Raw genomic sequence first — 18,878 nt, 5'->3', positions numbered from 1 at the left:
AGGTTAGTAGAGGATCTTGACGGCGAATTGGAGCTGCCGTGCAGGATAGGCGGAAGTGATCGAACCGTAGCCACCATCTGTTCTGGTGTCATCCGGAGCCTGGTAGTTCACCTGGTTCAGCGCGTTGAACGCTTCCGCGCGGAAATCAAGTTTCGTATTGTCTCTCCACAGATTGAAGGCTTTGTGCAGTCCTAGATCGAGCTGCGAGAAGCCGGGTGCCCGTGCAGAGTTTCTGCCGGTGTTGCCGAGAGGCTGGCTTGGATCTGTCGGCAAAACCACGGTGCTGGGATTGAGATATCCATTGAGGGCAGAGGATGTCTTTACCCACTTTGAGGAAGGGTTCACGGGGTTGCCGATGGTGTTGGGGCGTTGAGCATAGAGTGTGCCCGACGACGCCGCGCCTGCCGTAAGGGCGAAGGCATCGGACGCGAGGTTGCCCAGCTTGTAGCCACCGGCAGAGTAGGTGATGTTGATCGGAAGACCGCTGGTTGCCGTGTTGATCGCGGTAAACTGCCAGTCTCCCAGAACACCCCGGACGATGTGATTTGCATTGCCTCCGAAGCGCTTTCCGCGTCCGTACGGCAGATCGTAGACGAGCGAGGTGGTGTCGTTGATCGGCTGATCGTAGCCGGAGCGGCCGCGGTCGTAGTTCGGGTCCTTGTAGGTCAGGAAGTTGGTGTCGCCATTGTTGTTCTCGAGGGTGCCGGAGGCGTTGTCGATGGCGTGCGACCAGGTAAATGAGTTGAGCAGGTAGAGGCCGTACGAGTATCGGTGCTCCAGCTTGACCTGAAGCGCGTGATAGATGCTGTCACCCGCTCCGAAGGCGATTTCGATTCCGGCAAAGCTCTGGATGGGGCGACGTTTCTGTACTGTCAAGCAAGTGGCTGTGTTGGCTGATTGGCAGGTAGGGGCTTGCGGATTCGCTTCGTTGTAGTCCGCCAGGGTCGGCAGGTGCTTTCCTGATACTCCAACGTAAGCGATATCGAGCAGGGTGTTCCTGGTGAGCTGCTGCTGTACGGTCACATGCCAGCTTTCGGCGTAGCCGTTGGGATCGTTCGCGGGCTCGTAGTGCGGCTGGGCCAGCAGAGGATTGAAGTTGGAGGGATCGGTGAAGCCGTTGGCATAACCCTGCATCGTGGTGCGGAAGCAGGAGGCGGGATTCTGCGAGAGGCTGGTGCAGAGCGGCTGTCCGTTGGCGGCCAGGGGAGCGATCTGGTTTACCTGCGCGTCGAAGGTGAAGGGAGCGTTATAGACCAGCAGGTTCTCTCCGCCTTCACGAACGAAGTGGGTATAGCTGATGCCGTAACCTGCGCGAACCACCGTGGTAGGTTGTGCCTGGAACGAGAAGCCGACGCGGGGTGCGAAGTTGTTCTTCTGCATGTTGACCAGCGCACGGTTGTAGATTGAGCCGGGGGATGCGGTGATCAGCTTGCCTGTCGAGGGGGATGTGGCGGGATCGAAGTTGGCGAGCTGGTTGTTGGCCTCCCACTCCGGCGTTCCGAGTTCATAGCGAAGACCGACGTTGACCGTCAGCTTGTGGTTCAGACGCAGATCGTCTTGTCCGTACCACTGGTGCAGACGCTGCTGGATGCTGACGAGGTGAGTGTTATTCAACTCGTAGTGGCTGCGCGCGCCGAAGACGAAGTCCGTCAGGGCGATGGCTTCGTTGGTCACCGTACTGCTGAGCCCGGCAGGTGTGGGCGTTCCCATGGGAGGCGTGCTGAAGGCTCCGGAGTAGGTGTCGTTGCCGTACTTCGGATGGAAGTCATCGTCGGCAACGGAGATGTGCTGATACTCATAGCCGAACTTCAAGCTGTGCGCGGCGCGCAACATGGAGTAGTTGACCTTGGGGTTGATGACGAAGGGGTTCTGTACGTTCGGGCTTGTCGTCTGGCGGCCAAAGCTGCTGAAGTTGTTTACGGCCTGTGAGTTCAGCGGGCCAACGACGCGTGGATCGGTAGGGATGTTGGGAATGCCGGCTTCGGCGAGGAAGCTGGGTTGGCCGATGTTGGGCGGCACCTTGCTTCCGTTGACCTTGCTGATGCCGACGCGAGCGTCGAGCAGGGAGTTATTGCTCACGGTGTAGGTGATGCCGAAGGCTTCCTGCTGGTCGAAGATCGTAACGATGCTGTTGGAGTTTCCGCCGTCGGGGCCGGGGATATTGGGAGGATCGAAGATATCGACGTTGCGCTGGCTGAAGCGAAAGAACGCGTTGAGCTTCGGGGTGAAGTAGCCATCGTAACGGGCATCTCCCTTGTTGTCGTTGAGCGAGCCGCGCGGCAGAGAGACATAGTTGTTGGAGGCGCCCGGAACATTGGTGGCAGGAAGAGCCGCCAGGACCAGCGTTGCCAGCGGATTGATCAATGAGGTGGGCACCTGGGCGAATTTTGTGACCGGATCCACCTGGTAGATCTGTCCGGTATAGGGGTTCATCACAGGGGTGGGGAAGCGTCCGAGCCGCTGGTTTGCGTCCGGAATCGTCGCGGTGGCCAGGCTTCGTGTGACTCGCCGCTCTCCTTCGTAATCGAGGAAGAAGAACTGCTTGTTGCGCAGGAAGGGGGTCTTGATTGGGCCGCCGAAGGTTCCGCCGAACTGGTTCTGCTGATAGGTCGGCTTCTGGGTGTTTCCGGTCAGTGCGTTGACCGGCGGCAGAAAGGGGCCGATGGCATTTAACGAGGTGTTGCGGAGATACTCCCATGCAGCGCCATGGAAGTGGCTGGTTCCGCTGCGGGTTGTCGCGTTGACGACGGCTCCGGTTACACGACCGTACTCGGCGCTGTAGTTATCAGTCATCACCTTGAACTCGCTGAGTGCGTCTGGCGAGGGTTGGATGGTCTGGTTCGAGAAGCCCTGGTTGTCGGTTCCGTAGAGGTTGTTATCCAGACCGTCGAGGATGAAGTTGTTCTGTTCGCTGCGCTGTCCGTTGACGTTGAAGGAGGAATCGCGGCTTGAAAGTGTCTGGTTTTCCAGTACAGATTTTCTGACGCCCGGCACCAGTAGCGCGAGATCGGCGTAGGAGCGGCCGTTGAGCGGAAGGTTGACGATCTCGCGCTGGCCGATGACCTCGCCGCGATCGCTGGTATCTGTCTCGAGCATGCTCTCGGCGCCGGTTACGGTGACGCTCTCGCTGGCTCCGCCTACATCCATCGTGACATCGACGCGCTGGCGTGCCGCCACCGCTACGGTGATGTGGTCGACGTGCGCGGTCTTGAAGCCTGTGAGTTCGGCGGTCAGGTTATAGTCGCCCGGCTGGACGGAGGCGAACTCGTAGTCGCCCTGGCCGTTGGTGACGGCGGTCTGCTGAGTGCGGGTAGCTATATTCGTCAGCACTACCGTGCTCTTGGGGAGGAAGGCGCCGCTGCGGTCTCTAAGGGTTCCGAGCACACTGGCGGAATCGAACTGTGCCATAGCCTGACCTGCGGCGAGCAGAAAGAGAATGGCGAGGAGCAACGAGGAACGGCCGAAAAATCGGGAACGACGCGCGGCGAGTCGCGTTGTCGGACTGGCGGAACGAGGCAGGGAAAAACGGAACATGGTTGAGATTCTCCTGATCTTTCGTTGAATGTAGGGGTGATCAGGATGATGGTGAGGTAAGGGACGGCCAGCGCATAGGTGGTACCCCGGGGTAGGAGAAGAAGATTGCAAATCCTGCTGGTGGAAGACCTCTGTTTTGCTGGGAATAACAGCTTGATTCATACAGTAGGAACGGTGTGTTCACTGTAATTTCATGCTGGAAAAATCAAGCCTACCCTGTGATATTCCACCGTTGAGAGATTGTGGATAGGACTGCTTAACGTTCACATTCTATTGATGAAAGGCTCTTATCTTCGGGGGAAGCCCCGGTTTAATCGATTTTCTTGGTAGTACTCGCATACCGCAGTTGTTCACTGCGAGTAATCCGGGCGGAACGGGCCTATGAAGGATCGCAGTTCCTACAAACCGTCGAACCCTGGACTATCGAAAGATGCACGCTGGCTTCTTGCACAGCGGCTTGTGGCGAATAAGAACTTTGCCAAGTCCCCCTTTCTTACTAACTTTCTTCTGTATGTGTGCGACCGCGAGCTCAGTGGGCGCGCCGATGAGATCACCGAGTACCAGATCGGGATTCAGGCCTTTGGCCGGCCAGTGGACTACAACCCGGGTGTCGACAATGTTGTTCGCAACTATGCTCGCGTATTGCGCAAGCGGCTGGACCAGTACTTCGAGACGGATGGAAAGAATGAGCCAATCCGGATCAGCATTCCTGTAGGCCGCTATGTCCCCATCTTTCACGAGAGTGCGCAGGCATCTGGCGATGGAATGCCTGTGCAACCGACGCAAGCTCCCAAAGAAGAAGTTGAGATAAAGGAGCAGGTTCAAGAGAAGGCAGGGAATCCGAGCAAGCCGGAGAGGAGAGGTTCGCGAGGGCTCCTGCTCGGAGTAGTGTTTGCTGTCGTGGGAGTAGCCCTGGTCACCGGCTTTTTGGGAATCCACCTCTTCAAGCGAAGGCCTGCGACGCTCTCGCATCAGCTCTTGACGCAACTCTTCCGCAAGGACAGGCAGACGCTCGTTGTCCCAGCCGACAGCGGCCTTGGAATTCTTGAAAACCTTACCCGGCGCCCTGTTCGGCTCTCCGAATATGTTACTGGCTCGTATCTCTCCCATGAAGATGCCATGGATCATGTGGATGCGAATAACATGAACGATCTTCGCAACCAGCGATATACCAGTGTGGCCGATCTGAACATTGCGTTGAGCTTGTCTCACGTGCCGGAGCTGGTCCAGGAGCTGTTTGCGATTCGATACGCTCGCGATCTCAGGATGGATGACCTGAAGCAATCGAATGTCATTCTTCTGGGATCGGTCCATACGAATCCCTGGGTCGAGCTCTTCGAGAAGAAGTTGAACTTTGCGCTGCAGTACAGCTCAGAGGTAGATGATTCGATTGTTGTGAATCGGCGCCCTGGGACAGGGGAGAGTGCGGTCTATCAGAACGGCCACGCCGAAGACCCGCAGCGGACGTATGCCATCGTTGCGTTTGTCCCCAGCCTGGATGGAAAGGGACATGCGCTTCTGCTGGAAGGACTCAATATGGCGGGGACGCAGGCAGCTTCCGATTTCTTTCTTAGTGAGAAAGCGATGGATCCCATTCTGCAGAAGGCGCGAGGTGTGGATGGATCGATTCGTCCCTTCGAGATCTTGCTTGAGACGAGTAGCATCGGAGCGAATGCTCCTGAGTCTCGGGTGATTGCTGAGAGATATGCGGATGGTATTTATTAGAGCGTCGGGGTGGTGTGACCTCAAGTTTTGAGGTTTAGCCGGATTTTTGTTTTGAAGGGGCGGGGCTTCAGCCCCGCCGTTGGGACAACACCTAAAGCGGCTTCAGCCGCGGAGGGGAACGATGTCTATCTAGCCAGCAACTCTGTCCCTTGGAGACTCTCGGCGGTGGCAGGCAAGAACTCTTGCATGTGGCAGCGCGCAGGCTTGCCCCAGCATCACTCCCTCCGTGACTAAAGTCACTGTACGTAGAGGCTTCTAACGGCGGGGCTGAAGCCCCGCCCCTTCAAAACAAAAAACTCTTCGGCTGCAATCAAAAGATCCAGGACACCAGAGGACTACTTCAACTCAAAGATGCTGTCGATCTCAACTGGAATGCCCATCGGCAAGGTGTGGACTCCGAGGGCGCTACGTGCGGGGAGCTTGTCCGACCCGAACAAGGTGAGCAGGAGATCGCTGGCGCCATTCGCTACCTTGGGGTGCTGGGTGAAGGATGAATCGGCGCGGACGTAAACAGTCAATCGGCTGCACCGATCGATCTTGTCCAGGCCATGTGCTTGATTGACGCAGGACAGAATCATCAGCATGGTCAGGCGCGCTGCCTCTTGCGCTCTCTCCAGTGAAATGTCTCCACCGACCACACCTACAATCGGCTTGCCGTCTTCAAACGGTCCGAGTCCAGAGACGTAGAGCTGGCTTCCTGAAATCGAAACCGTTTTGTAAGATCCGAGAGGGTTGATGGGGGTGGGTAGTTCAAGGCCGAGTTGTGTGAGGCGATCTGCGAAGTTCATAGTTTCTCTTTTTAGCGTATCAAGATTTCAGGGCGCGTTATTCATCATGCGAGTCGTTCAGACCAGCAGCGTCGCCAGGGAACAGCAGATTCCCTTTCCACCCCAGAGAGCAAAGAACGCTCTCTGGGGGCCCCGGCCTTTGGGTATGACACTCAAGAAAGGCAAAGGCCAAAGGACCGAGGATAAGCCAAAGGCTGGAGTGAGCGAATCCACAATAACCATTGTGATAGCTTGATAGTTAATATCAAGAGTTGAGCCTAGCTCAACGCCAACCTGCTTCCGGGCAAGGTGGAGCTCCCATTGCAGGAGGGAAGATATGGCCGATCTGGCAACACCGGTTTTTATCTCATCGCGTCCACCTATGAGCCATAGAGGGATTTGAGACGTAATGAGTAAAGAAAACATCAATATTGTTCAGCAGTTTGCGAGTGATAACTATTCGGGTATCTGTCCCGAGGCTTTGTCCGCGATGCAGGATGCGAACTTCGGGCATGCCTCTTCTTACGGTGACGATGCCTGGACCGGACGAGCCGCTAATGCCTTCCGTCAACTCTTTGAGACCGATTGTGAAGTCTTCTTCGTATTCAACGGAACGGCGGCTAACTCGCTTGCGCTGGCCTCGCTTTGCCAGTCCTACCATGGGGTCATCTGTGCCGATTCGGCGCACGTGGAGACGGACGAATGCGGTGCTCCCGAATTCTTTTCCAATGGTTCAAAGCTGCTGGTGGCTCACACCACAGATGGCAAGCTGACGCCGGATTCCATTCATGAACTGGCGACGAAGCGTCAGGATATCCACTATCCAAAGCCGCGGGTCGTTACGATGACGCAGCCGACGGAGACGGGACGTGTCTACACAACAGAAGAGGTGCAGGCGATCTCCGCAGCGTGTAAGGCGCATGGTCTCTCGCTGCATATGGACGGCGCCCGTTTTGCGAATGCCTGCGCCAAGCTCGAGCAGTCGCCGGCGGAGCTTACCTGGAAGAGTGGCGTCGATGTTCTGTGTTTCGGCGGAACGAAGAATGGGATGGCTGTAGGCGAGGCCGTGATCTTCTTCGATCGCAAGCTTGCTGCTGATTTTGATTACCGCTGCAAGCAGGCCGGGCAGCTTGCTTCCAAGATGCGCTTTTTGACTGCACCTTGGGTAGGGCTGCTCGAGAGCGGAGCGTGGTTGAGCAATGCGGCGCATGCCAATCGGTGCGCTGCGTACTTTGCGGAACAGATCGCGACGATTCCAGGGGTCACCATCGTCTCTTCCGTCGATGCCAATGCTGTCTTCGTTCATGCCTCTGAGGGGATACTGGAGCCATTGCAAAAGCGTGGCTGGAAGTTCTATACCTTCATTGGCGGCGCCGCGCGCTTCATGTTCTCCTGGGACGCGGATCTGGCCAGGATCGATGAGCTTGTGCGTGACCTGCAGGAGTGTGCGCTTTCGGCAAAGGACGTGCTCGTCTAGAAGACCCAGGCAGCAGATTCCCTGCAGGGAATAAAACAAAGGCAAAAGGGTTCTAATAAAGGAGATGCCGGGCTGAGGCTCGGCAAGGCTTATGATCGAATCGCATATGACAAAAGCTCAATCCCGCCGCAACTTCCTTCGGACCGCGCCTCTTGCCGCGGTTACGCTTCCCTTGGCAAGCACTCTGTTCTCTGCGTCTCCTGCGGTTGCTGAGACGGGACAGTCTACCGATGAGAAATCGCAGGCGACTTTCCAGTTGTTTCCGGCAACAACGATCGACGAGATGGTAAAGGGATTGCAAGCTGCACCCGCCGCTAAAGACATCGTCAGCGCGAAAGGGCTGGCCGTGTCGATGACGGTGAGCGCGGAGGAGAAGAAAATAGCGAAGGAGTTCGAGTTCCATGAACATCGCGATCATGTCTTCCAGGTGCTGGATGGCGCAACCGTCTACGAGGTTGGCGGATCGCCCCAGAACGCGCGCCAGACCAAGCCTGGTGAATGGCTCGCTCCTCACTCGGAAGGATTTACTTCGATCGCCCTCAAGAAGGGGGACATGCTGGTTGTCCCACGGATGACGCCGCATAGACGTGTAACTGAAGTGGGCGTGAGCCTGTTGTTGATCAACGCCACGACGCCTGCCTAGCAGAGTCAACAGATTTATCGCCTTCTCCAACTCCGGTTATTGCACGGAGTGTAACCCCTAACCGATTTACAGTACCTGTACCAAGGAGCCACGTCATGCGTTTCGCATCCGCTATTTTTTCTACGATTATTCTGGCAACCGCCGTCTCCGCCCAGGCCCCTTCGGCCGACCACACCAGCGAACTCAAGAATGGAAGCGGAAGCGTTCTCGGCAAGGTAACGGTGACCGGCACTCCTCGTGGCGTGCTTTTGCGCATTGAGGCCAAGGGACTGACTCCGGGCTGGCATGGCATGCACTTCCATGAAAAGGGCGATTGCGGCGATGCGATGTTCAAAGGCGCGGGCGCTCACGTTCATGCCAAGACGCCGGTTGTTCATGGACTTCTGAACGCCGATGCGAATGACGCTGGAGATCTTCCCAACCTTTTTGTGGCTGCGGATGGAACCGCGACGGTAGAGCTTTATTCGACGCTGGTCACGCTTAAGGGTGGCGACGAACGCCCGGCTCTTCTCGATGCTGACGGCTCGTCGTTGATCATCCATGCCAATCCGGATGATTACCAGTCTCAGCCGATTGGCGGCGCCGGCGGGCGCGTGGCCTGCGCTGTAATTCGGTAACCAGCTACTGGTTGTAGTCAGTAGAATGTTGGCCATGAGACAAAGGATGCGGTCAGGGCTGCTCGCTCTGCTGCTGGGATGGGTATGCTCTTTGGGGCTGCGGGCAGAGAAGGTTGTGACGCTGCCCGCGCCCAAGAGCTACATCAACGACTACGCCGGTGTACTGAGCGATGCGGCGAAGGCGCAGACCGAGGCGATCTGCCGCGAGGTACACGACAAGACCAAGGCGCAGATCTTTGTGGTGACCATTCACACACTTGGGGACGAGTCGAAGGAGCAGTTCGCCAACGATCTGTTTCACAAGTGGAAGATCGGAGAGAAGAAGACAGACCGCGGCCTGCTGCTGCTGTTTTCGATTGACGACCACAAGTGGCGGATCGAGGTAGGGTACGGCTTCGAAGGGATTCTGAACGACGCCAAGGTGGGAGACATTGGCCGGGAGATGGTTCCGGCTCTGAAACAGAAGGACTACGACGGGGCAGTCGAGCTGGGAGTGCAGCGGGTCGCGAAGGTGGTCGCCGACGACGCCAAGATCACGCTCGATACGCTAACGCCTCCAGACTCCTCCGGCGATGCGGGAGATACGACTTCAACACCTCCTCCTGCGGTACTTCCTCTCGCGGATACTCCTGAACCCTGGTGGCAGAGGGTCGACTTGCCTGTATGGCTTATATTTTTCTTCCTCGGCCTCTATGTCTGGTATGAGGTTACCCGTAAGGGGCGTCGAACCTCCGGCGGCTCAGGGACGAGCTTCAGCGATAGCAGTTCAAGCAGCTCTGACAGCGGAAGCAGCAGCGATGACTTCAGTGGAGGTGATGGGGGCGACTCGGGTGGCGGTGGTGCGGGAGGGGACTGGTAGCGTACGATTCCATCGCTGTCTCAAGAGACGTGCACACGGCGTATTCATCTTCAGGTCGCACAATCAATGCTGGTAACCGTCTGATCACGCAAATTGGGATCAGGTAAACAACATCATCCGGCTGGTATGAATCAAAGAATCAGGAGACATTATGAACAAAATTCGCAAAGCTTTGGCCCTATCGATTGTTGCTGCGACCCTCAGCGGAGGAGCGGCTTTCGCACAAGATCATCATGACGACCACCACGATAACCACGCCTATGTCCAACATAAGGAGTGGAGAAAAGGCGCGCGCATGAATCATGACGATTGGAATCGCGGCGAACGCGTTGATTATCGTCAGTACCACCTGAGTGCACCGCGGCCGGGCTACGAATGGCGCCAGGTGGATGGTAACTATGTGATGGCTGCTATTGCGACCGGCGTGATCGCTTCAGTAATCGTTGCTTCGGCAGCACACTAAGCCTTTAGCGAAGATTTGGTCAGGTATCTGGATTAGATATCTGGGTTGACGACAATGCCGGAGCAGTTGCTCCGGCATTGTCGTTTCGATAGAGATATATGTTGCGCAGAGGAAGACCTTGCGGACCCAAAGGAATAAGACTGGTCCAAGTCTGCACCTCTTGATACTCTTCCAGGCGGGGAGGCTAGACAACGTCAAGGCTAGCGAATTTGACGTACGACCCGCACTCCCGGACCTGCACGGAAGAGATAGTGTGTGTGTTGGTCCGTTGCTCTGTTATACGGTGAGACCACCATACGTTGCGAACCAACTAGAACTGTTATCTAACAATGGGGACTGGAAGCGTAACAGGTTTTCCATCCTGTGCGCTATACGCAACAAATACGTCAGAAATCTGGATTAAAAGTCTTTATTATGCGGTATTTAGTCAATCGTCTGCCGAGCAGAGGCAAGAGCTGCAACCATTAATTAAGTTTCGGATAAGCAACAAAATTAATGAGTTGTCGGTTTTTACCTGATCCTCCTCTAGTCTCTGCTCAGCGCACATTCGCGCTAAAGGAGACACAATGTTCAATAGCAATGTCCGTAAGTCTGTTTTGGCGCTTATTCTTCTCGCTCTGGTTATGCCAATGGGTAGAGCTTTTGCTCAGTCTGGTCAATCCACCACCAAGCCGCTCGCATCTGCCCCTGTTGTAGGTGGCACCGATCCCGAGCCGCAGGTTGTGGGTGGTACTGATCCCGAACCGCAGATTAATACCATGCAAATGATCCTCATTCTGCTGCATATGGCATAAGATGATTGCAGCGTATATCTAGGGAGCGGTCGCCCAATTGGAGAGATTTGAATGCAGTTGACAGGCATCGATCTCGTATTTTGGGCGGCCGGTTTCTTGGCGCATGCAGTACTGCTGGTGGTGCTTTGGACTCGTCACCGTGCAACTGTTTTTCCGTTTTTTACTACGCTGATTACAGAATACGTAGTGAGAACGATTACCCTCTATTTCATCGTCCATTACGGGACCAAGCATCAATATCTTCTCGCTTACTTATCGCTTGGAACGGTAGATTTGGTTTTACAGCTTTGCGTTGTATACGAGCTGGCTTCTCATATCTTTCGTCCTCTGGGCAAATGGGCTCCAGATGTGCGGGGCAGTTTCGGGTGGCTGATCGGCGGCAGCATCCTCATTGCATCGGCGCTTACCTGGCTCACGGCTCCTCCTGCTAATTCCTGGATGCGAGCGGTGATCATCCGGGGAAACTTCTTTTCTTCGGTGCTGATGAGTGAACTCTTCGTTGGAATGATTGCACTTTCGGCGACGGTAGGGCTTCCATGGAAGACTCATGTCGCCAGGATTTCGCAGGGCCTTGGGCTCTACTCGATCATTGGAATATTGACCGAGGCAGGGCATAGTTACCTGGGAATGGATCATCACGCACGAATATCTGCGAATTTGTCTTATATTCGTATATCGTCTTATTTGGCCTGCCAAGTGTACTGGATCATCATGCTTTGGCGAGAGGCTCCAGCATCCCTGGAGCTGCCGGAAGAAATGCGGGAACAACTCGCTGCTTTGCAGCGAAGAGTTGAATATGACCTCCGTGAGCTGAGGAGTTGGAGACCATGATGAACACAAGCGCCATTCCCTTTTTCAGTGCAGTCGCAGTCTTTCTTGTCGCTCTGACTGCGACCGCAGCGCATTTCTATCGCCGTCGCCCGAAGACTCCTTATGGGAATTGGGAGATGTTGCTGGCCCGCTTCACCTCAGTCGATCGCGAGAGCATCACCTTGATCGCGCTGGATCTTGTCGATGAGTCGGGTGGTCCGAGGTATGGAGAGGATGACATCATTCTCGATCCCTCTTGCATCTCGCCCCTGATTGGTGGGCTGGAAGGCCTTGAGGTGCTGAAGCGAAATTGTGCCGTGTTGATCGATCTCGCTTTTTACGTACAGCAGTGGTATCCCGAAGCTCTGGTCGTCGCAGAGCAGCTGCGTATGAATGCCAGGGAGATTGAATGGCACATCGATCGCCTGAGAGGCGCCGCGAAGATAGGGAAGCTTGAGTCCGTCTTCCCGGAGTATGGGCAGCGCGTCATTGCGACCTATTACCTCATGACTCGGCACGTGCTTGCACTCTATGAAATCGGCAATTTTCCCGGTCTCGCCGATTTACAGAGAGCGTTATAGCTTTCGTTTCGATCGATGATCGTGGGACCTGTCGGAGTGATAGCGATGGGTCTCGCTTACAAAGAAGGATGGTCTGTTCAGCACAGCGGGAAGCGTGTTCCCTGATGCTTCAGCATCAGGGATACGGAGGGAGCCGTAGCCTTTAGGCTACGGAAATCGAGGCTTAGCAAGGGGATGGCCTTTAGGCCCGGGCTCTCTTTCGGCTGCGAACAAAAGGCCCGGGGCTAAAGCCCAATTCTTGCCTAGCTTTAATTCCGTAGCCTAAAGGCTACGGCTCCCTCCGTCCCGCGACGCTAAAGCGTCACGGTTTGCGCTCCGCGCTATGAGTAACACTAGTTCTTTACGAACTAATGACTCACCACTCTAGTCGCGCATTGCCTCTGGAACACCCGTTCAGGCGAGACGCCGGGAGAAGATTCCAGCGACTGTGCCAATGACTTCAACTTCGTGCTTATAGCGCAATCGTTTGTTGGTTTCGAAGGACAGCATGTGGGGTACCAGCGTCAACCACTCAGACAGCTTGTCAAGATCGCAGAAGCCGCAGAGATAGCCCGTTCGTGTGAATAAAAAATAAATGGGGCGGTTGAACTCGTTGGTCCAGTCCCTCCTGCTGCCAATCGCACGCTTTTGCGTGTCGATCAAGACAATCGATCCCGGGAGAATCATTGGATCCATGGTGCGGTCCCGTTGACCGATGATCCCGCGCCGGTAATGGATCGGCATCACTGTTTTGTCGGGAGGAAGAAGCATTGTGTCCTGGGGCGGAGGATCGGTCACTAATGTTTCAGGAAGCAAGAGCCTGGCGTGCTCCTCCAGAGGACCTTCCAGCAACAGATGCGTCGAGTTCGGACTGGAGGCAGGAGCGAGCTGGGGGGTAGGGGGCTCGTTTGTTTCCGGATAAAGCGCCAGAATCTGATCGGTCTTCAGACCGTAGATGTGCGCCAGAACAATCAGCTTGGTCGCGGATAATCCGCGATTTTCACGCTCTATCCGATCGAGCCAACTGGCTGAGATACGGTACGCAGAGTTGTTCGACTGCTGTGCGAGCGCGCCGCTGCGTTCTTCCACTTCTCGCAAGGTAAGACCCCATTGATTGCGGGCCGAACGAAGCTTAACGCCTATTCCATCCATGTATCACCTCTCCGGAAACGCAACCGGGGATGATTCATCTTCCATGTTGTTCGTTGCAATGACGATCCACTTTGCGAAGCAGATGCCATCCAAACAGGGAAGACTGACCACCGTAGATTTCACGAATTTCACTCCCGGGAAATAGCCCAAAGACATCAATCAGTGCAAGAAAACCAGATTGCCGTTTTTGTTTCAGTTGGGAGCAGTGTAGCGCATGTGACGGTTCTATGGCGTTTTGTGTTCTTTCCGGCTCCCTTAAGAACGCTTCCAGTTGTGGCACAGGATGGTAAACCTGCCTGACCACACGCCAAAGCGAAGCAGGTGAGAATCTGCATTCTCACCTGCTTCGCTTTTGTCGTTACGCCGCTCGTTGCACAGTGTCTGCTCCGCTCGGATGGCAGGCGCAGAGCGTTAGAACGACTCTCCGACCAGCTCTTCGCTCTTCTTCCAGAGCGCCGCAGCATTCTTGGGATCGAGCGCATATCCGCGTACTCCTTCGCTGGCGGGGCTGATCATTACGTCATCCGCTACAGCCTTGCCGACGTGGCAGTTCTCGCAGTACTGTCCGCCCATCTCTTCTGCCGGAGCGACTATGCCTGCCCAGACCGAGGTTGCCGCGCCCTGGGGGACTGTCTTGAACTCGAAGGTGTCATGGCCTTCCGCTGCAAGCTGCTGCCGTATCTGATCGATCATTGCCTGGAGGTGGGCTGGGTCCATGTGGCGGGCCAGCTCGGTATGAATGCCTCCGGGATGGACGGCTGCAGCACGTACGCCCCGCTCCTTATGCCGGCGGTCAAACTCGACGGAGAACAGGATGTTTGCCGTCTTTGAGCGACCGTAGGCGACGAAGGGATCATAGGGTGTGTTCTCGAAGTTCGGGTCGTCGAGGTCGACGTTCGAGAAGCGATGACCAGAAGAGGCGAGGTTGACCAGGCGTCCGCCTGCACGGATCAGAGGAGCGATCCGATTGACGAAGACAAAGTGGCCGAGGTGATTGGTGCCGAACTGTGTCTCAAAGCCGTCCGCGGTATGGCCGAACGGCGTCGCCATGACTCCGGCATTGGCGATGATCACGTCGAAGGGTTCACCCTTTGCCAGCAGCGCGTCGGCGCTTGCACGAACGCTCTTGAGGTTGGAGAGATCGAGCTCAATCAGCTCGAAGCTTCCGCCGTGGGCCGCGGCGTCCTCTCGTACCTGAGTGGTGGCCGCTTCTGCTTTCTTCAGGTCCCGCGCCGCACCGACCACATGCGCTCCATGGGCAGCGAGCGTGCGCGCGGTTTCCACGCCGATTCCGGCGGAGACACCTGTCACCAGTATCCGTTTGCCGTCCAGCTTTACGCCCGATAGCACATCTTCCGTTGTTGAGGTCGCACCGAATACATTCGCCATCTTCTTCTCCTGGTTCTTCTTCTGGGGTTTGTGGAACACTTCAAGAGGGCTGCGCAGGTTCTTCCTGCCAAACAGCCCTTGCTAAAATAAAGCGGAGAGTCTCTCCATAATAATAGATAACCGGAGACTCCCTCCGGTTGCAAATATTTTGCCATGGCTACGAAACATTCAGAATCCGTACCGCGAAGACCGCGCGCCGATGCGCAGCGCAATCGTGAGCGCATTCTGGAGGTAGCCAAAGAAGCGTTTACGCGTTCGGGCGCAGACACCAGCCTGGACGATATTGCGAAACAGGCAGGGGTTGGAGCGGGAACGCTCTATCGCCACTTTCCGACGCGCGACGCGCTGCTGGAGGCGGTGTATCGGACCGAGGTAGAGAAGCTGGCGGCAGCAGAGAAAGAGTTTGCCAGGACCCTGCCGCCGGTCGAGGCCTTGCGTGCCTGGATGTTGCTGTTCGTCGACTACATCGCCGCGAAGCAACTCATCGCGCCGGCTCTCAACACGGTTGTGGGTGGGCCGTCCAAGCTGTATGAGGCAACTACCGGGTTGGTCGTAGGCGCGATTACAGCGCTGGTCGAGCGCGCGATCGAGAGCGGTGAGATACGCCTGGATCTGGAGCCCATGGATTTGCTTCGTGCTCTGGTCGGCGTCTCCTATGTGGCGTCCACTCCGGATTGGCCGCAGAGCGCGAAAAGGCTCGTGGAGATTCTTATTCTGGGGTCACGGACGACTGTCTAAGCTGTTTGTATCGGCCATCATTAGAGGTATAAGTGTCATCGAAGTGATGGCTATAGCCGCTGCTTCTAGACTCGCGCCTTAGGATATACACTTGCTCCAACATGATTCCCTATGCCTCTATGAGGAAGCTCTCGCTCTCAAGACTATGGATAGGCGCACTCGGGGTCTCCCTGCTTCTAAGTGGCTGTAGTACGGGCTATCACTCCTATCGGATAGCGAGCGAATCAATGCTTCCGTTGCTTCATCCCGGAGACAGAATCTTTGTTGATGAAGGGGATCAAGCCCGCTCCGACCTGCATGATGGAGACGTCATCGCGCTACGACGCAGCAATAATGTCATCGTTATGAAGCGTATCCTCGCAATGCCCGGTGAAACCATCGGCGGTACCCAACGCAAGGTTTATCGCGATGGGAAGCAAATTGACGAGCCATATCTCGCCCCGGCTACAGGTGTCGATGGACCAGCACTAGTAACGTTTGCGCCCCAGACAGTTGGTCCAGGAGAATTGTTTGTCATGGGAGATAATCGAGACCGCAGCTTCGACAGCCGAGCCGCAGAGTATGAGCCTGTCCGGCTCTCCGATGTCGTTGGCCAATACAGCTGGACGTACTGGCACACCTCGTCGGTTGCCAAGTAAACCCACACCATAGAAATAAGCGTTCATGCATCTTCACCGCCGCTCCTTTTCGGTCTTTCTGGAGAACCATATCTCGGTGATACCGTAGATTCTGTGAAGCATTCCAGCGATGCTGATCATCTCTGGTTCCTGGGGAACGACATATGAAGCAAGCCCAAAATAGATTGAGACGAGCCGGATGACGATGGTGAACCAACCGGACCAGACACCTCTTCCACAGCCAGTTCTTGGGCCGCTCACGCGTGCGGCGATCTTTCTTGTCGTCACCGTGAAGCAGGATGCTGAGAGCTATGCCGCCATACGTTCTTTCTGCGGCGATATCGCCGGGCTCATTCGGGCCGTGGAGTTTCGCGACATCGATGCCGGACTCACCTGCATTGTGGGGTTCGGATCGAATGCCTGGGACCGGCTCTTCGGCAGGCCTCGGCCGGCAGAGCTGCATCCCTTTCGCGAGTTCCATGCGGGCGATCGACATGCTATCGCTACGCCGGGCGATGTGTTGTTTCACATCCGTGCCGGGCGAATGGATATCTGTTTCGAGCTGGCCACGCAGATCATGGAACGCATCGGCGATGCGGTGACGGTTGCCGATGAGGTTCAGGGCTTTCGATACTTCGAGGACCGCGACCTGATCGGCTTTGTCGATGGCACGGAGAACCCACGGGGCACTCTTGCTCTTGAATCCGCACTGGTTGGCGAAGAGGATGCTGCGTTTGCAGGCGGCAGTTATGTCCTCGTCCAAAAGTACCTTCACGATATGAAGGGGTGGAATACGCTTTCGACCGAGGCGCAGGAGCGGATCATCGGCCGCAAGAAACTGTCGGACATCGAGCTGGATGATGCTGTAAAACCGGCCTCGGCCCACAGCGCTTTGACCGTCATCGTCGAGAACGGCAAAGAGGTCAAAATTCTGCGCGACAACATGCCCTTTGGGCAGCCTGGACGCGGTGAGTTTGGCACGTACTTCATCGGCTACAGCCGGACGCCGCGTATCACCGAGCTGATGCTCGAGAATATGTTCGTGGGCCGTCCGCCGGGAAACTATGACCGGCTGCTGGACTTTAGCAAGGCGGTTACAGGGGGCCTGTTCTTTGCGCCTTCGGCAACTTTTCTTGAAGGCGCAGGGGAAGAAGAGCCTGCAGCAGCGGCCATCGCGACGCCGCCTGTGGCGTCTGAGCCGTCTTCTACAACAGCTGTGAGCGATACATCACTTGGGATAGGATCCCTTAGAGGAGAACGAAATGAATAACCTCCATCGGGAGTTGGCACCAGTCTCTGACGCAGCGTGGGAGCAGATCGAAGAAGAGACGACTCGGACACTCAAGCGCTATCTCGCAGGCCGGCGTGTTGTCGATGTACCGACTCCGAACGGCATTGGTTTGCCGGCGGTTGGCACGGGACATCTGCTGTCGATTGCTCCGCCAGCGGAAGACATCATTGCCAGGCAGCGTGAGGTAAAGGCTCTTGTAGAGTTGCGGGTCCCCTTTGAGCTGACGCGCGAAGCGATCGATGATGTCGAGCGGGGCGCGGATGACTCCGACTGGCAGCCGGCGAAGGACGCGGCCCAGAAGATTGCGTTCGCTGAGGACCGGGCCATCTTCAACGGCTATAGCGCAGCCAACATCCAGGGCATCCGCGAAGGCAGCAGCAATCCGGTGATGACTCTTCCCAGCGATGTGCGGGACTATCCGGATGCCGTGGCTCAGGCATTGAGCCAGTTGCGTCTTGTCGGTGTGAATGGCCCCTACTCGGTCTTGCTCGGCGCCAAGGCCTATACGGAGCTCGCGGAGACTCGCGACCACGGCTATCCCATTCTCGAACACGTGAAGCGCATCGTCGACGGCAACCTCATCTGGGCTCCGGCCATAGAGGGTGCGTTCGTGTTGACGACACGTGGCGGTGACTTTGAACTCAATATCGGGCAGGATGTTTCCATCGGCTACCTCAGCCACACGGATTCCGTCGTCCGGCTTTATCTGCAGGAGAGTTTTACGTTTCGTGTGTTGACGAGCGAAGCGTCGGTTGTGCTCGCACCGTCTGCTTGAGCGCTTAGCATTCGGGCTCGTTTCGCAAATGATGAAGTGCGGAACGAGCCATGAGGGCTGCATTAGAATCGTTTCATGTCCGATCTATCCCTAGCGTCTCTTGCTTCGCCAGATGTGTTGGCCCGCGCCCGTAAGATCAAACTCTTCCTGATGGATGTGGATGGCACGCTGACCGATGGTGGCGTCTGCCTGATTTCTACGACGTCCGCGGACGGCTCTGGAGATCCGATTGTCTCCGAGATGAAGGTGTTTAGCGCGAAGGATGGACAAGGACTGTCCCTGGCCCACACGATGGGGATTCAGACAGGTTTTATCACCGGTAGATCTTCTCCGGCGGTAGCCCGGCGCGCAGCCGAACTAAAGGTCCCGTTTGTGTACCTGGGGCAGGCGAAGAAGACTGCTGCCTTCGAGGAGTGCCTGCAAAGGGCAGGCGTTACCGAAGAGGAAGTCGCCTATATGGGCGACGATCTGCCGGATATTCCTTTGGCGCGGCGAGCCGGTTTAGGGGTGTGCGTGGCAGATGGTGCTCCTGAGTTGAAGGCAGTCTGTCATTTCACCACTCAGCAGCTGGCAGGTCGTGGCGCCGCTCGTGAAGTCATAGAACTGATCCTGAAGGCGCAGGGGCGTTGGGAAGAGGCTGTGCCTCAGGCGCTTGCTTAGCTGAACC

At 56.3% G+C, this 18,878-nt stretch carries 18 protein-coding genes and 1 riboswitch; of the genes, 14 read left to right on the top strand and 4 right to left on the bottom strand.

What is annotated here, in order from left to right; all coding sequences use genetic code 11:
• Positions 1-3: 3 nt before the first annotated feature.
• Positions 4-3,534 carry a TonB-dependent receptor gene (locus HDF15_RS03055; RefSeq protein WP_184252783.1) on the bottom strand — a complete coding sequence of 1,177 codons (3,531 nt, stop codon included), beginning with the start codon at positions 3,532-3,534 and terminating at the stop codon, positions 4-6.
• Positions 3,535-3,915: 381 nt separating this feature from the next.
• On the opposite strand from HDF15_RS03055, the gene HDF15_RS03050 reads away from it, so the two are divergent.
• The gene (locus tag HDF15_RS03050) at positions 3,916-5,259 is read left to right on the top strand and encodes a hypothetical protein (protein ID WP_184252782.1); all 1,344 of its coding nucleotides are present in this window, start codon (positions 3,916-3,918) and stop codon (positions 5,257-5,259) included.
• A 335-nt stretch (positions 5,260-5,594) separates the two neighbouring features.
• On the opposite strand, the gene HDF15_RS03045 is transcribed toward HDF15_RS03050, so the two are convergent.
• The gene (locus HDF15_RS03045; RefSeq protein WP_184252781.1) at positions 5,595-6,047 is read right to left on the bottom strand and encodes a RidA family protein; all 453 of its coding nucleotides are present in this window, start codon (positions 6,045-6,047) and stop codon (positions 5,595-5,597) included.
• A gap of 236 nt (positions 6,048-6,283) precedes the next feature.
• A riboswitch (SAM-I-IV-variant riboswitch) is annotated at positions 6,284-6,393 on the top strand.
• Positions 6,394-6,435: 42 nt separating this feature from the next.
• Here HDF15_RS03045 and HDF15_RS03040 point away from each other — a divergent pair.
• The 8 genes from HDF15_RS03040 to HDF15_RS03005 all read left to right on the top strand — a co-directional run bounded on the left by HDF15_RS03040 (position 6,436) and on the right by HDF15_RS03005 (position 12,270).
• Positions 6,436-7,503: a low specificity L-threonine aldolase gene (locus HDF15_RS03040; RefSeq protein ID WP_184252780.1), complete on the top strand. Its 1,068-nt coding sequence runs from the start codon at positions 6,436-6,438 to the stop codon at positions 7,501-7,503.
• Positions 7,504-7,594: 91 nt separating this feature from the next.
• Complete coding sequence (locus HDF15_RS03035) at positions 7,595-8,146, top strand: hypothetical protein (RefSeq protein ID WP_184252779.1); 552 nt, start codon at positions 7,595-7,597, stop codon at positions 8,144-8,146.
• Between the two features lie 95 nt (positions 8,147-8,241).
• On the top strand, positions 8,242-8,763 hold the full coding sequence (gene sodC / locus HDF15_RS03030) for a superoxide dismutase[Cu-Zn] (RefSeq protein WP_014265537.1): 522 nt from the start codon (positions 8,242-8,244) through the stop codon (positions 8,761-8,763).
• Positions 8,764-8,797: 34 nt separating this feature from the next.
• Entirely contained in the window at positions 8,798-9,622 is an 825-nt protein-coding gene (locus HDF15_RS03025) for a YgcG family protein (RefSeq protein ID WP_184252778.1), read from the top strand.
• A gap of 151 nt (positions 9,623-9,773) precedes the next feature.
• Positions 9,774-10,085 carry an RcnB family protein gene (locus HDF15_RS03020; RefSeq protein ID WP_184252777.1) on the top strand — a complete coding sequence of 104 codons (312 nt, stop codon included), beginning with the start codon at positions 9,774-9,776 and terminating at the stop codon, positions 10,083-10,085.
• A gap of 566 nt (positions 10,086-10,651) precedes the next feature.
• Positions 10,652-10,879: a hypothetical protein gene (locus tag HDF15_RS03015; RefSeq protein WP_184252776.1), complete on the top strand. Its 228-nt coding sequence runs from the start codon at positions 10,652-10,654 to the stop codon at positions 10,877-10,879.
• A gap of 51 nt (positions 10,880-10,930) precedes the next feature.
• Complete coding sequence (locus tag HDF15_RS03010) at positions 10,931-11,710, top strand: hypothetical protein (RefSeq protein ID WP_184252775.1); 780 nt, start codon at positions 10,931-10,933, stop codon at positions 11,708-11,710.
• Positions 11,707-12,270, top strand: a complete 564-nt coding sequence (locus tag HDF15_RS03005) for a hypothetical protein (RefSeq protein WP_184252774.1) — start codon at positions 11,707-11,709, stop codon at positions 12,268-12,270. Before HDF15_RS03010 ends, HDF15_RS03005 begins: the two co-directional genes overlap by 4 nt.
• Positions 12,271-12,663: 393 nt before the next feature.
• Here the strand turns inward: HDF15_RS03005 and HDF15_RS03000 are convergent, their stop codons facing one another.
• Together HDF15_RS03000 and HDF15_RS02995 are read right to left on the bottom strand one after the other, a co-directional pair.
• Positions 12,664-13,401, bottom strand: coding sequence for a helix-turn-helix domain-containing protein (locus HDF15_RS03000; protein ID WP_184252773.1), 738 nt, complete (start codon positions 13,399-13,401; stop codon positions 12,664-12,666).
• Positions 13,402-13,812: 411 nt separating this feature from the next.
• A complete protein-coding gene (locus HDF15_RS02995) occupies positions 13,813-14,790 on the bottom strand; it encodes an SDR family NAD(P)-dependent oxidoreductase (RefSeq protein WP_184252772.1) in 978 nt (325 codons plus the stop codon).
• A 153-nt stretch (positions 14,791-14,943) separates the two neighbouring features.
• Between HDF15_RS02995 and HDF15_RS02990 the strand changes: the two genes are divergently transcribed.
• The 5 genes from HDF15_RS02990 to HDF15_RS02970 all read left to right on the top strand — a co-directional run bounded on the left by HDF15_RS02990 (position 14,944) and on the right by HDF15_RS02970 (position 18,871).
• Positions 14,944-15,528 (top strand): TetR/AcrR family transcriptional regulator, encoded by a 585-nt coding sequence (locus HDF15_RS02990; RefSeq protein WP_184252771.1) that lies wholly within the window; start codon positions 14,944-14,946, stop codon positions 15,526-15,528.
• A 101-nt stretch (positions 15,529-15,629) separates the two neighbouring features.
• Positions 15,630-16,166, top strand: a complete 537-nt coding sequence (gene lepB / locus HDF15_RS02985) for a signal peptidase I (RefSeq protein WP_311733020.1) — start codon at positions 15,630-15,632, stop codon at positions 16,164-16,166.
• A gap of 184 nt (positions 16,167-16,350) precedes the next feature.
• The gene (locus HDF15_RS02980) at positions 16,351-17,415 is read left to right on the top strand and encodes a Dyp-type peroxidase (protein WP_260330786.1); all 1,065 of its coding nucleotides are present in this window, start codon (positions 16,351-16,353) and stop codon (positions 17,413-17,415) included.
• Positions 17,408-18,211 (top strand): family 1 encapsulin nanocompartment shell protein, encoded by an 804-nt coding sequence (locus HDF15_RS02975; protein ID WP_184252768.1) that lies wholly within the window; start codon positions 17,408-17,410, stop codon positions 18,209-18,211. The genes HDF15_RS02980 and HDF15_RS02975 overlap by 8 nt, the downstream gene beginning before the upstream one ends.
• A 75-nt stretch (positions 18,212-18,286) precedes the next feature.
• Positions 18,287-18,871 carry an HAD family hydrolase gene (locus HDF15_RS02970; RefSeq protein ID WP_184252767.1) on the top strand — a complete coding sequence of 195 codons (585 nt, stop codon included), beginning with the start codon at positions 18,287-18,289 and terminating at the stop codon, positions 18,869-18,871.
• The last annotated feature ends 7 nt before the right edge of the window (positions 18,872-18,878 follow it).

The sequence above is a fragment of the Granulicella mallensis genome (assembly GCF_014203225.1).
GTDB lineage: Bacteria > Acidobacteriota > Terriglobia > Terriglobales > Acidobacteriaceae > Granulicella > Granulicella mallensis_A.
This window is presented reverse-complemented; position numbering and strand designations above follow the sequence as displayed.

Excerpts from the sequence above, each read along its gene's own strand:
- HDF15_RS03055 (WP_184252783.1), bottom strand. The coding sequence starts at position 3,534 with ATGTTCCGTTTTTCCCTGCCTCGTTCCGCCAGTCCGACAACGCGACTC.
- HDF15_RS03050 (WP_184252782.1), top strand. The coding sequence starts at position 3,916 with ATGAAGGATCGCAGTTCCTACAAACCGTCGAACCCTGGACTATCGAAA.
- HDF15_RS03045 (WP_184252781.1), bottom strand. The coding sequence starts at position 6,047 with ATGAACTTCGCAGATCGCCTCACACAACTCGGCCTTGAACTACCCACC.
- HDF15_RS03040 (WP_184252780.1), top strand. The coding sequence starts at position 6,436 with ATGAGTAAAGAAAACATCAATATTGTTCAGCAGTTTGCGAGTGATAAC.
- HDF15_RS03035 (WP_184252779.1), top strand. The coding sequence starts at position 7,595 with ATGATCGAATCGCATATGACAAAAGCTCAATCCCGCCGCAACTTCCTT.
- sodC (WP_014265537.1), top strand. The coding sequence starts at position 8,242 with ATGCGTTTCGCATCCGCTATTTTTTCTACGATTATTCTGGCAACCGCC.
- HDF15_RS03025 (WP_184252778.1), top strand. The coding sequence starts at position 8,798 with ATGAGACAAAGGATGCGGTCAGGGCTGCTCGCTCTGCTGCTGGGATGG.
- HDF15_RS03020 (WP_184252777.1), top strand. The coding sequence starts at position 9,774 with ATGAACAAAATTCGCAAAGCTTTGGCCCTATCGATTGTTGCTGCGACC.
- HDF15_RS03015 (WP_184252776.1), top strand. The coding sequence starts at position 10,652 with ATGTTCAATAGCAATGTCCGTAAGTCTGTTTTGGCGCTTATTCTTCTC.
- HDF15_RS03010 (WP_184252775.1), top strand. The coding sequence starts at position 10,931 with ATGCAGTTGACAGGCATCGATCTCGTATTTTGGGCGGCCGGTTTCTTG.
- HDF15_RS03005 (WP_184252774.1), top strand. The coding sequence starts at position 11,707 with ATGATGAACACAAGCGCCATTCCCTTTTTCAGTGCAGTCGCAGTCTTT.
- HDF15_RS03000 (WP_184252773.1), bottom strand. The coding sequence starts at position 13,401 with ATGGATGGAATAGGCGTTAAGCTTCGTTCGGCCCGCAATCAATGGGGT.
- HDF15_RS02995 (WP_184252772.1), bottom strand. The coding sequence starts at position 14,790 with ATGGCGAATGTATTCGGTGCGACCTCAACAACGGAAGATGTGCTATCG.
- HDF15_RS02990 (WP_184252771.1), top strand. The coding sequence starts at position 14,944 with ATGGCTACGAAACATTCAGAATCCGTACCGCGAAGACCGCGCGCCGAT.
- lepB (WP_311733020.1), top strand. The coding sequence starts at position 15,630 with ATGATTCCCTATGCCTCTATGAGGAAGCTCTCGCTCTCAAGACTATGG.
- HDF15_RS02980 (WP_260330786.1), top strand. The coding sequence starts at position 16,351 with ATGGTGAACCAACCGGACCAGACACCTCTTCCACAGCCAGTTCTTGGG.
- HDF15_RS02975 (WP_184252768.1), top strand. The coding sequence starts at position 17,408 with ATGAATAACCTCCATCGGGAGTTGGCACCAGTCTCTGACGCAGCGTGG.
- HDF15_RS02970 (WP_184252767.1), top strand. The coding sequence starts at position 18,287 with ATGTCCGATCTATCCCTAGCGTCTCTTGCTTCGCCAGATGTGTTGGCC.